Origin of the sequence: Mesorhizobium sp. M7A.F.Ca.CA.001.10.2.1 (assembly GCF_003998575.1) — a bacterium.
Lineage (GTDB): Bacteria > Pseudomonadota > Alphaproteobacteria > Rhizobiales > Rhizobiaceae > Mesorhizobium.
On record NZ_RZQY01000123.1, the window covers coordinates 1 to 11,689 of the forward strand.

The following is an 11,689-nucleotide window of genomic DNA, read 5'->3' on the forward strand; positions in this document are numbered from 1 at the left end:
TCGATGCGCGTGGCGTACCCAGTGCTCCATCAGTTGGGTGTTCCATTCGCTTTCGGCACGGTTCGGCACGCGCTGCGAAACCATGTCGAAAGATTCTGCAGAGCCGGCCTCGCGAACATTGTGTCGGGCGTTCGCGTACGGTCGACCCGTCCAGATGTGCATCCCGACCTGCCGCCCACGCGCCTGGAAGACGTACTCGTGTTGGTTTCGCCGATCGGACGCTCGATGGACGAGTGGCCGTCTGGTACCCTGATCGACCGGAACGGTCCGGAACTATGAAGCCTCTGGACTACATATGCGAAGGGCAGAGTGACAATGCCGATCGCATTGCAGAGCGCAGCGTCTATCTGACGTTTGACGACGGTCCCAATTCATTTTTCACACCGCAGATACTCAATGTGCTGGCGCAACATCAGGTGCCGGCGACCTTCTTCGTTGTTGGGGCCTACGCGGCCGACGAGCCGGAACTCGTTCGCCGAATTATTACAGACGGCCACGGTATAGCCAACCACACGATGACTCATCCGGACCTAGCTAAATGCGGGTCCGTCGAAGTCGACTGCCAGATAGTTGAGGCAAACAGAGTCATAGGGATGGCTTGCCCGCAGGCCATGGTTCGGTACTTTCGTGCACCCTATGGCATCTGGACCGAAGAAGTAATCGCTGCATTAGCGGGTGAGGCATTGGCGCCCGTCCATTGGTCCATTGATCCACGCGACTGGTCTCGCCCCGGCGTTGACGCCATCGTCGACAGAGTGCTCGCCGATATCCGGCCGGGCGCAATCGTGCTGTTGCACGACGGGTGCGCTCCCGACGAATTGCAACCAGGCAATCAAGCCAGTCTGCGCGACCAGACGGTGACAGCGTTGTCACGCCTAATTCCAGAATTGCACGGCCGCGGATTTGTAATCCGATCACTTCCTCAACATCCCTGAACAAACAGAGATCCTATGGACCTTCTCACCACAGCCAGTACTGTTGCCGTTTCGTCTTATGCGGTGCTCTCGACTGTTTACAGAGGCATGCAAGCGGTCTACTCCCAACCGGAAAATGTTACGCCGCCGTCGGAAAGCTTGTTCGGATCCGACCGTTGGCCGAGCGTGGATGTCATTATCCCCTGCTACAATGAGGACCCGCGCACACTCGCGGCGTGTTTAGCTTCCATTGCAAATCAAGATTACTCCGGAACATTTCAGGTCTATCTGGTTGACGACGGTTCTGGAAATCGTAATGCCGTCATCCCGGTACATCACGCCTACGAGGGCGACCCGAGATTCAATTTCATTCTGCTCCGCGAAAATGTTGGCAAACGCAAGGCGCAGATCGCCGCCATCCGCCGCTCATCTGGAGATTTCGTGCTCAGCGTCGACTCTGACACGACACTTGCGTCCGACGTCATCACGAAGCTTGCAGTAAAAATGCGGGATTCCATGGTCGGAGCGGCCATGGGCCAGCTGACGGCATACAACCGCAGCGACACTTGGTTGACCCGATTGATCGATATGGAATACTGGCTGGCTTGCAATGAGGAGCGCGCGGCGCAAGGTCGCTTTGGTGCGGTCATGTGCTGCTGCGGCCCATGTGCAATGTACCGCCGGTCTTGTCTCCTTTCTCTGCTGGATCAATACGAGACGCAGCTGTTCAGGGGGAAACCAAGCGACTTCGGTGAAGACCGTCATCTTACGATCCTCATGCTGAAAGCAGGCTTTCGAACCGAGTACGTTCCAGGTGCCGTCGCGGCGACAGTCGTTCCGGACAAGATGGGACCTTATTTGCGCCAACAACTCCGCTGGGCACGAAGCACTTTCCGGGACACGATGCTTGCGCGAGGTCTACTGCGTGGCCTGGATCGCTATCTAACTTTGGATGTGATGGGAGAGAATCTCGGCCCATTGTTGCTCGGCATCGCGGTAGTAACGGCGCTCGGTGAGTTACTATTTTCACATACAGTAAATTGGTGGACGGTGCTGGCTATTGTCACGATGACCATAATCAGATCTACGGTGTTATCTTTCCGCACTCGGCAGCTTCGATTCATCGGCTATTCAATGCACGCGTTAATCAGGATATTCCTGTTGATCCCCTTGAAGGCTTACGCCCTGTGTACATTGAGCAATAGCGATTGGCTGTCGCGTAAAAGTGTTCCCCTGCCCAACAGCAGCACAAAGGAAATCACAAGCGCGATGCCGCTTGGCGGAGCAAATGCTGCGGGCAATTCTGGAATTGCGGAGTCACTTCATACTGCAGATCTTTCGCTCACAGCTAGTGAAGTCTGACGGCCTTGCAGCGCCGAGTGACCGAGTAAGTTGTGTCAGTCGACACGGGGTGAAGCTTGTCGAGTTACCTATGATCAGAACGGGGACTATGTGGAAGCGACACGTGGCATCTTGACGTTATTCTTTGGCGGAAGCGATACACACGTCGCTCCGGCCGCGACTTTCCAAAGGTGTCATCTCAAGGCGGTGGCCTGCTCTGAACCAGAATTCGCAAGTAAGCTGCCGGTGGCCAATCGGACTCATTCCGCTTGAGATAGACGCATGTCCAATGTAGCAATCGACCTTACCGGCGTAACCAAATTATTCGGAAACAAGCTCGTTGTGGACGGGCTGTCCTTCACCGTTGCATCGGGAGAGTGCTTCGGTCTGCTGGGGCCTAACGGCGCAGGCAAGAGCACGATTGCGCGTATGCTCCTCGGTATGACCCGGCCTGACGCGGGTGATATAACAGTCCTCGGTCTACCAGTGCCGGCACGCAGCCGCTTGGCCCGCAAGGGCATAGGCGTGGTCCCGCAGTTCGACAATCTCGACCTGGAATTTACGGTACGTGAGAACCTGTTGGTGTTCGGGCGCTACTTCGGCATGAGTACAAGAGAGATCAACGCCGTCATCCCACGGCTGCTCGAGTTCGCTCGCCTTGAGAGCAAGGCGGATTCACGTGTCGGCCTGCTATCCGGCGGGATGAAGCGGCGCCTGACGCTGGCACGTGCTCTGATCAACGACCCCCAGTTGCTTGTGATGGATGAGCCCACGACCGGCCTCGACCCGCATGCCCGCCATCTGATCTGGGAGCGACTTCGTTTCCTGCTGGCGAGCGGAAAAACGATCATTTTGACCACCCATTTCATGGAAGAGGCTGAGCGGCTTTGTGATCGGCTGTGTGTTCTCGAGCGGGGACGCAAGATCGCCGAGGGCAGTCCTCATGCGCTGATCGACGAGTACATTGGGTGCAACGTGATCGAGATCTTCGGCGGTAATCCACAGGAGCTGATTTCGCTGATCAGACCGTACGTTCAGCGTGTCGAGGTAAGCGGCGAGACGCTCTTTTGCTATGCGCCTGAGCCGGAGGATGTGCGCATCCAGCTTCGCGGTCGAGCGGGTCTGCGTATTCTAGAGCGTCCACCCAGTCTGGAGGACGTTTTCTTGCGGTTAACCGGACGTGAGATGGAGAAGTGAGCAATGGGTGAACGTTTTGCGGCCGCTCTACCCGCCAACGCCTGGAACTGGATGGCGGTGTGGCGCCGCAATCATCTGGCATGGAAGAAGGTGGCATTTGCTTCAATGCTCGGCACCCTTGCTGATCCGATGATTTACCTTTTCGGGCTCGGCACTGGCCTTGGACTGTTGGTAGGCCGCATCGAAGGTGCATCCTACATCGCCTTTCTGGCAGCCGGCATGGTTGCGACGAGCGCGATGACAGCATCAACCTTCGAAACAATTTACGCGGTTTTCGGTCGAATGCGCGATCAGGGCACTTGGGAAGCAATCCTGCACACACAACTTACCCTCGGCGACATCGTTCTCGGTGAATTGACCTGGGCAGCCACAAAGGCTTTTCTGGCCGGTACGACAATTGCGATTGTTGCGGCCGCGCTAGGTTATGCCGCGTGGACGTCGGTTCTCTACGTGCTACCGGTCGTCGCTCTCACCGGATTCGCCTTTGCGAGCCTGGCCATGCTCGTCATCGCGCTCGCGCCCAGTTATCACTATTTTATTTTCTATCAGACGCTTGTCATCACACCCATGCTGTTCCTTTCGGGCGCGGTTTTTCCAGTCGGCCAATTGCCAGGAGTGTTTCAGCAGATTGCGGCCTTCTCGCCCCTGGCGAATTCTATCGAGCTAATCCGTCCGGTGATGCTCGGCCGCCTGGGCGACAATGTAGGGCTGCATATAGGCGCACTTTGCATGTTCGCTGTATTGCCTTTTTTTCTGTCGGCTGGACTGTTTCATCGACGACTAATGCGTTGACGCTTGCTTACACCCATTAACCAGAAGGAGGTCCGCAATGCCGGATGCAAACTGCCCACAGCGGCCCGGAGGCATGCGTATGCTAGGAATCGCGAGTGGTACAACGCCGAAGCCGGGCGCCACCCAGCCGCTGCAGGCACCCGCCCAGCTTCGCGACCACACCTCGAAGAACAGGCTGGATGGTGAGGCGCGGACCCACCCGGAGCGTTCAATCGATAGCAGCCAAGCTTCTTGTGCGCGTCCACAGACCGTCGCGGCCATTATTTAGTTGGATACACATGCAATGACCCACAACGAAGCAACTCCTGAGCCTTTTGTGATCCTTGCTATGCCAAGGACCGGAACACACTATTTAGAAGAATTGCTAAACGAGCATCCGACCGTTTTGAGTAACGGTGAGTTGCTAAACGAATATGATCCCAATTGGCCCAGCACTGATCGCCTGCTAGGCACGGATCGCGAGCTTCTTGAGCTTGCCTATGTGCGCTGCCCTATGCGCGACTACAAGAATGTGACGCATCTTGGATGCAAGATCAATGAACCTCAGTTTCGCGAGCGTCCCGCATTCTTTGCGGAACTGGCTCGTTGGCCAGCACTCAAGGTCATCCTTGTTGTTCGCCGAAACGTATTGGAATCGCTCCGATCCTTTGTGCAGGCCAGGGAAAGCGGTCACTGGCTGAAGTTCAGCTGGGACAACGATACCGCTCGGCCACCGAGCGTCAGGTTGTCAATCGCCGACTGTGAGGCTTATTTCAAAGCCGCCGACGATTTTCACGCTCGCGTTATGGACTCCTTCACGTCGACCAACCTGCTTGTAATGGAATACGAGAGCCTACTTCACGAACCTGCCCAATGCCTGGGAGCGGTTTGGGATTTCCTGGGCGTTCCAGCGCTTGAGCCATCAGATAACGCCATCCTGCAGCGCCAGGAAACGCGACCGCTGGATCAAACGGTGGAGAACTTTGACGAGTTGCGGATTCACTTCGCACGGGGACCTTATTCAAGATTTTTTGACCTCGGAGATTCAATGCGCTCCTACGCTTAATCGCTTGTACCGCGTGCTCTGATGGGCGTGTAGGATATCCTGCAGTTTGCGCGCATTCCGTCGCAAAACTGACAAACCAAAGTCACCAAGACGACAGAGATATCGGCCGGCAGTCGATCTGCGGCAGACATCAAAGACACGGCCGCAAGGCGACCTGGTCAATTCCCTCTCTGGCGAAGCACTTCTTCAGACGCGATCTTTGGCGAGCCTTGAGTGCAAATTCCGGCAAAGGTGGAGGGTTCCAGTGCGCAACCCGCACCAATCTCGCTGGACGGGACAGGCCTCCAGTTGGCACGGCGCTTGCTCCGAGATGACAGCAGCGCTCGACCGGAGCGCAGCATGGGAGAAGGAGGAGCCCCCACCCCGATCCGGTCAGGGAGAGAGAAACGGTGTTGGTTCCAAGAGTCCCCCGCGCGATCGCAGCGCCCCGCAAGCCCCATTTTGCCCGGACCTACGTGCAGGTGCTTGCCGCCATAGTCCTGGGAGCCGCAATTGGCTACCTCTATCCGGAAACCGGCCAGAGCCTGAAGCCGCTCGGCGATGCCTTCATCAAAGTCGTCAAGATGATTATCGCACCTGTCATCTTCCTGACAATTGCGACCGGCATTGCCGGCATGAGCGATCTGCAGAAGGTCGGCCGAGTTGCCGCCAAGGCGATGGTTTATTTCCTCACCTTCTCGACACTTGCACTCGTTGTCGGACTGATTGTCGCGAATATCGTTCAACCTGGCGCCGGCCTCAACATCGATCCGGCCTCGCTCGATGTCCAAGCCGTTAAGGGCTATGTGGCCACGGCTCACGAGCAGTCCGTGACCAGCTTCCTGATGAACATCATCCCGTCAACGATTGCCAGTGCCTTCGCGGAAGGCGACATCCTGCAAGTCCTGTTCTTCTCGGTCCTGTTCGGCATTGCTTTGGCGATGACCGGAGAGACGAGCAGGCCGGTCGTTACCTTTCTCCAGGCGCTTACCGCCCCCATTTTTAAGCTCGTCGGCATTCTGATGAAGGCTGCACCCATCGGCGCCTTCGGCGCAATGGCCTTTACGATCGGCAAATACGGAATCGGTTCGGTGGCCAACCTCGCGATACTGGTCGCGACGTTCTATCTTACCGCCTTCCTCTTCGTGTTCGGGGTTCTCGGCGCGGTCTGCCGCTACAACGGCTTCTCGATCTTTTCTCTCGTCCGCTACATCAAGGACGAGCTGCTGCTTGTCCTGGCAACGTCCTCCTCGGAGGCCGCGCTGCCCTCGCTAATGGAGAAGATGGAGAAGGCCGGCGCCGCCCGTTCGGTCGTAAGTCTCGTCATCCCTACTGGATACTCATTCAATCTGGACGGTACCAATATCTACATGACGATCGCCGCCCTCTTCATCGCCCAGGCGACGAACACAGATTTGTCAATTGCCGATCAGATCCTCCTGCTGCTAATTGCGATGCTTTCCTCGAAGGGTGCGGCAGGCGTCACCGGCGCCGGCTTCATCACATTGGCCGCTACTCTCTCTGTCGTGCCGAGTGTTCCCGTTGCCGGAATGGCTCTAATTCTTGGCGTGGACCGCTTCATGTCGGAATGCCGCGCGCTGACGAATTTAGTCGGTAATGCGGTGGCATCGCTCGTTGTCGCTCGCTGGGAAGGCGAATTGGACCAGTCACGGATGGAAACCGCTTTCCGCGGTTAGGGTTACATCAAACTGGCTCCCCGCAAGCAAGATCGCAACAGCGCGACGTGTAAGTAGCGGCCTTGACACAACAGTCGAATTGCCAGCCTCCAAAGAGCGCTGGAAATAGAGTACTAACGCAGTGAGTAATACAACACCATGAAGCCCCTAAGCAAACGAACGGTTCACGGAGACTCATCTGGGTGCGCATGGAGCGCTGTTCGTCGAATGCGCTATCCGCGGGGTGGGGGAACTATTTCAGCTTGCCGCCCCAAGCCGTCGCGGGAGCGCACCGGATGATGGAGGACCGGCCGATCAGAATCGCTAGGGGAAAGCGCGTCACAATAGCCGATCTCGCCCGCGAAGCCGGAGTCAGCGTAGCAACAGTCGATCGGGTTCTGAACGTCCGCCTTCCGGTGCGAGAGGAGACCGCCCAGCGGGTCCATGCGGCCGCGCACGCGATCGGCTATCATGCTGCCGGTCTCATCAAACAGCGCTTGCAGCAGCACCTGCCGCACTACAAGCTGGGCTTCATCTTGAGAAAACCTACCCACGATTTCTACCAAGATTTCGCTCGCAAGATCGAAGAGTCGGTCAGTATGGCTAAATCCTTCCACGGCCTTCCGATCATCGAGTTCGCGCAGTCACATTTGCCGCGTGACCTGCTCCCGCTTCTTAAGGACCTTGGGAGCCGCTGCCAGGCGATCGCCATGGTGGCGGCCGATCACCCGAAAATCACAGCATCAGTCGAGGAGCTCAAGGCGAAAGGTATCCCGGTATTTTCGCTGCTATCCGACTTCGCCGATGGCGTGCGCGAGGGCTACATCGGCCTCAACAACAGCAAGGTCGGACGGACTGCCGCTTGGGTGTTTTCCAAGGCCGCAAAACGGCCCGGCAAGGTGGCGGTGTTTGTCGGAAGCCATCGCTTCCAGGCGCATGCGACGCGGGAAACGGCCTTTCGTGCGTATTTTCGTGAGAACGCGCCAAAATTCGAGGTGCTTGATGCGCTCGTGAACCTTGATGAACGGCAGCTCACTTACGAAAAATTGCTGGATCTTATGCAGCGGGAACCAGAGCTCGTCGGCTTCTATATGGCCGGCGGGGGGATAGAGGGGGCAATTTCCGCGCTCCGAGAAGAGGGGAGCGGTCAGGATCTCGTCGCGATCGTGAGTGAAATGACGCCGCAGTCACGTGGGGCGCTTGCGGATGACATCTTGACGATGGCGGTCGGCACGCCAATGCGCCGACTTTGCCAGGAGCTGATAATGGCAATGGAGCGGGCCATCAAAGCCGGCGTCGCGGAGAGCCCGGGGCAGACATTTCTGCCGTTCGACATTTATCTTCCGGAAAATATTTGACCTTGATGGATTTCTATCATGAGCGCCCATTTTCCTTTCACCGATGAAAGGAAAGCTCGATTGACTCGGCCGTCTCTGTCCGATCTGTGAACCGGCGTGGTTCCGTCTTGAAAGAAGCCGGATGCCGAAATGGCAGCCGCGCTTCATGGAAGGAAAGTCAAGCAATGCGCCAGGTATCGCCCCGCTTTGCACTCGATCACATGGCGGCGCCCCGCCTTGACGTCAGTGCGCTTTTCGCGCTTGCCCGTGACCAAGGCCTGACCGACGTCCAAATCCGTTACCCTCATTTCAGCAATCCTGTCGCACGCGGCATTCCGGCTGCGGACGTTCGGTTGGCCGCTACCGAAGCGGGCGTCACGATCATCTCTGTCAACGCCTTGCAGCGGTTCAACGACTGGACTCCAACGCGTCAGGCCGAGGCAAGCAACCTCGCCGATTATGCGACGGCGTGCGGGGCGGAGACGCTCGTGTTGGTGCCGGCCAACCGCAGCTCGTGGCCCACCAATAGCGAGCGCCAGGACAATCTTCGTTTCGCTCTAAACGAGATCAAGCCAATCCTCCAGTCGCGGGGTCTGATCGGTCTCATCGAGCCGCTGGGTTTCCGAACCTGCTCGCTTCGATCAAAGAAGGAAGCGGCCGAGGCCGTTGCCGCGGTTGATGGCCAGTCCGTCTTTCGCCTCGTGCACGACACGTTCCACCACACCCTGGCCGGGGAGACATGCCTGTTCTGCGAGCTTACCGGCCTGGTGCACATTTCAAGCGTAAACGACCCGACCTTCTGGATTTACCCCGATCGCTTTCTTGCAGGTTCCGACAATGGCAGCCAGATTCAGGCGCTGCTGGATGGCGGCTACGCGGGACCTTTCTCATTCGAGCTGGTCGAGGAAGTCCATTCTCTGGACGATCTCGCAGGCGCACTTGCCGCCAGCATCGACTTTATCCGGCGAGGGCTATTGTCGTCAAAGTAGATGGTGACAGGAGTAGTGACTATAGGTGCGCCTGAATTTTCCGTGGGTTCACAGCGGGGCAGCCATCCGAGATGCCTCCTGTATCATTATCTCCCGCATCCAGATGCTTGCCGGATCGCTATTGTGGAGGGCCGGCCATTGGAGGGTCTCGGTGAATGTGGGAAATGGCAGCGGAAGTTCGATAACCCGCAGGGGGAACGTTTTTTCGAAATGCCTGACCAGCCGTAAGGGCATGGTCGCTATACGAGCTGTGCCGGACACCATAGGTGGAATCATGCTGAAGCCCTGCACGGCGACCTCGACACGTCTCTTAAGGCCATGCTCAAGCAAAAACCATTCCTCGATAGACGGCTTCATCGTACGCCCGAACCTGACCGCGACGTGCCTCATCGACATGTATCTCTCGAATGTAAGCTGCTGTGGCAGCTGCTTGTTTGTGGGACAGCCTACGCACACGAGCTTCTCGTCAAACAGCGCAACGCTTGAATGCACACTCGACGTGAACATATCCGGTAGAATTAGAAAATCGACGTCACCGCGCCGGAGAAGCTCATCGGGGCTATCGTCGACAGGCAGCAGTTCGAAGCTGACGGCGGGGGCTTCCCGTGAAATACGCTCCACAAGCTTTTCGAAAAACACGAGCGTGACGAAATCGGAAAGAATGATCCTGAAGCGGCGATCGGCTCGAGCTGGGTCAAACGGATCCGAAGAAATAATCGAGCACTGGATGTGCTGGAGAGCGTCGCGAACTGCGGGGGCAAATGCTGCCGCACGCGGGGTTAGAAATCTTTCGCGACCTCTTATCGTAAACAGTTCATCGCGGAAATAATCGCGCAGTCGGGCGACGGCCGCACTCATGGCGGGCTGACTCAGGTTAATCCTGCGTGCCGCCGCCGAGAGATTACGCTCCGTCAGGAGTGCGTCGAGCACAACGAGGAGATTTAGATCAAGTCCTTTGAAACGCATGTCATCAGCCATCCATGGGATGGATGCCTTTAACCGAAACAAACGACTTTAACAATTTAGCATTCTTGCAATCTTTTGTCGCAAAAAGTTTATGATGGATGACGTTAAGGTCCGACATATGAGCCGCGTGATCTGCCGAAGCGAGCAATCGTTCGTACTGTGCAGGTCAGAGATTGGCAGTTTGAAACGCCGGGCCGATGGCGCCGGTCTATCAACCAGCGTCTTCGGCGGCCCCGACCTAGCTAGGCGTGGAACCTAATAGGGTGCACCTTTCCAGTCCGAGGCGACTGATGGGCGGTTTGATCCTAAGCTGCCGTGAGGCCTGTGCCAATTGTATCGGCGAGCCAATGCAGCAGTCCGGCAGCGTTTTTGAGAGCTGTTGTAGGCTCGGCCTAAGCCCATTGGCGCAAGCCTATCTGAACGAAGCGCTTGGCCTTGCCGCTATCCGGTATGTGATCTGTGGTGCCTTCTCGTCCTGCTGTTCTTGTTTTGGAACGCCCTTATGGTGAGCCCATCCGGGACGTGGGGCACCGGGAGCACAAAGGTGCAGGCAGGCCGTCAATAGACCGTGGGCTGAGAGCCCGAGCTCGTTACATGGCCGCCCCTCGCGACTTTCCCGGATGCGCTGCGAGCGCGGATCAGTAGATGTCGTGTTGCCCGCCAGCTCCCGTCTTTGACCGAGCCAAGAAGGAGGAACGGGCATGCTTATCATCGGACTGGATATTCACCGCGCCTTCGCCGAAGCAGTGGCATGGGAGGAGGGCAGGCTCAGGCGACTCGGCCGCGTCGACATGCGGCGCGATCTGCTGGCGGCGTTCGCCGCGAAGCTGTCGCCGAACGATGTCGGGGTGATCGAGGCCACCGGCAACGCGACGTCCGCTGCAGCTGTGGTTGCGCCGCATGTGAAGAAGGTGGGGATCGCCAAGCCGAAACAGGTGTTTATCGTTGCCTATGCCAAGATCAAAACGACGATCGACGCCGACGTTCTTGCGCAGCTCTATGCCAGCGGCTTCTTGCCAGAAGTCTGGATTGCGGACGAGCCGACGCAGGCTCTGCGTCGACAGGTGACACGGCGCAATCAGATTGTCCGACAGAGATCTCGATTGAAGAGCGTCATCCAGTCGATCCTTCATAGCCACCTGATCCGTCCTGCCCGCATGCTGACCTGTGCGGCGCCAAGGGTCGGACCTGGTTAATCGAGCAGGTCGTACCGCAGGACGAGCGCCTCGCGATCGATGGGCATCTGCGCGAGTTCGACCGATTGGGCGAAGACCTCCAGGTCATCGAACGCGATCTTGTCCGCTCGGCTCTCGAGGATGAAGGCGTGAAGCGGCTGATGACCATTCCCGGCGTCGACATCACCGTCGCGCTGGCGATGAAGGGCGGCGATCGGCGACGTGTCGCGCTTCGACGATCCGCAGAAGCTCGTGACCTATCTCGGGTTGAACCCAAG

At 57.5% G+C, this 11,689-nt stretch carries 9 protein-coding genes and 2 pseudogenes; 10 read left to right on the plus strand and 1 reads right to left on the minus strand.

The window, feature by feature from the left end; translation table 11 throughout:
• The 9 genes and pseudogenes from EN964_RS10995 to EN964_RS11035 all read left to right on the plus strand — a co-directional run.
• A pseudogene (locus EN964_RS10995) lies at positions 1-279 on the plus strand (acyltransferase); the annotation flags it as partial.
• Positions 276-935, plus strand: a complete 660-nt coding sequence (gene nodB, locus EN964_RS11000; protein WP_063169400.1) for a chitooligosaccharide deacetylase NodB — start codon at positions 276-278, stop codon at positions 933-935. The pseudogene EN964_RS10995 and the gene nodB, both read left to right, overlap by 4 nt.
• A 15-nt stretch (positions 936-950) precedes the next feature.
• Positions 951-2,276: a chitooligosaccharide synthase NodC gene (gene nodC / locus EN964_RS11005; protein ID WP_063169399.1), complete on the plus strand. Its 1,326-nt coding sequence runs from the start codon at positions 951-953 to the stop codon at positions 2,274-2,276.
• Between the two features lie 261 nt (positions 2,277-2,537).
• Positions 2,538-3,452: a nodulation factor ABC transporter ATP-binding protein NodI gene (gene nodI, locus EN964_RS11010; protein WP_024505873.1), complete on the plus strand. Its 915-nt coding sequence runs from the start codon at positions 2,538-2,540 to the stop codon at positions 3,450-3,452.
• Between the two features lie 3 nt (positions 3,453-3,455).
• Positions 3,456-4,244 carry an ABC transporter permease gene (locus EN964_RS11015; RefSeq protein ID WP_063169398.1) on the plus strand — a complete coding sequence of 263 codons (789 nt, stop codon included), beginning with the start codon at positions 3,456-3,458 and terminating at the stop codon, positions 4,242-4,244.
• Positions 4,245-4,527: 283 nt separating this feature from the next.
• Positions 4,528-5,289 (plus strand): sulfotransferase domain-containing protein, encoded by a 762-nt coding sequence (locus EN964_RS11020; protein WP_127266955.1) that lies wholly within the window; start codon positions 4,528-4,530, stop codon positions 5,287-5,289.
• 389 nt (positions 5,290-5,678) lie between these two features.
• Complete coding sequence (locus tag EN964_RS11025; protein ID WP_063169396.1) at positions 5,679-6,965, plus strand: dicarboxylate/amino acid:cation symporter; 1,287 nt, start codon at positions 5,679-5,681, stop codon at positions 6,963-6,965.
• 275 nt (positions 6,966-7,240) lie between these two features.
• Entirely contained in the window at positions 7,241-8,302 is a 1,062-nt protein-coding gene (locus EN964_RS11030; RefSeq protein ID WP_051695606.1) for a LacI family DNA-binding transcriptional regulator, read from the plus strand.
• A gap of 164 nt (positions 8,303-8,466) precedes the next feature.
• Positions 8,467-9,270 carry a TIM barrel protein gene (locus EN964_RS11035; protein WP_063169395.1) on the plus strand — a complete coding sequence of 268 codons (804 nt, stop codon included), beginning with the start codon at positions 8,467-8,469 and terminating at the stop codon, positions 9,268-9,270.
• A 48-nt stretch (positions 9,271-9,318) separates the two neighbouring features.
• Here the strand turns inward: EN964_RS11035 and EN964_RS11040 are convergent, their stop codons facing one another.
• Positions 9,319-10,236 carry a LysR family transcriptional regulator gene (locus EN964_RS11040; protein WP_127276353.1) on the minus strand — a complete coding sequence of 306 codons (918 nt, stop codon included), beginning with the start codon at positions 10,234-10,236 and terminating at the stop codon, positions 9,319-9,321.
• 701 nt (positions 10,237-10,937) lie between these two features.
• Here EN964_RS11040 and EN964_RS11045 point away from each other — a divergent pair.
• A pseudogene (locus tag EN964_RS11045) lies at positions 10,938-11,689 on the plus strand (transposase); the annotation flags it as partial.

Bases quoted from the DNA above. Each gene is read 5' to 3' on its own strand.
- nodB (WP_063169400.1), top strand. From the start codon at position 276: ATGAAGCCTCTGGACTACATATGCGAAGGGCAGAGTGACAATGCCGAT.
- nodC (WP_063169399.1), top strand. From the start codon at position 951: ATGGACCTTCTCACCACAGCCAGTACTGTTGCCGTTTCGTCTTATGCG.
- nodI (WP_024505873.1), top strand. From the start codon at position 2,538: ATGTCCAATGTAGCAATCGACCTTACCGGCGTAACCAAATTATTCGGA.
- EN964_RS11015 (WP_063169398.1), top strand. From the start codon at position 3,456: ATGGGTGAACGTTTTGCGGCCGCTCTACCCGCCAACGCCTGGAACTGG.
- EN964_RS11020 (WP_127266955.1), top strand. From the start codon at position 4,528: ATGACCCACAACGAAGCAACTCCTGAGCCTTTTGTGATCCTTGCTATG.
- EN964_RS11030 (WP_051695606.1), top strand. From the start codon at position 7,241: ATGATGGAGGACCGGCCGATCAGAATCGCTAGGGGAAAGCGCGTCACA.
- EN964_RS11035 (WP_063169395.1), top strand. From the start codon at position 8,467: ATGCGCCAGGTATCGCCCCGCTTTGCACTCGATCACATGGCGGCGCCC.
- EN964_RS11040 (WP_127276353.1), bottom strand. From the start codon at position 10,236: ATGCGTTTCAAAGGACTTGATCTAAATCTCCTCGTTGTGCTCGACGCA.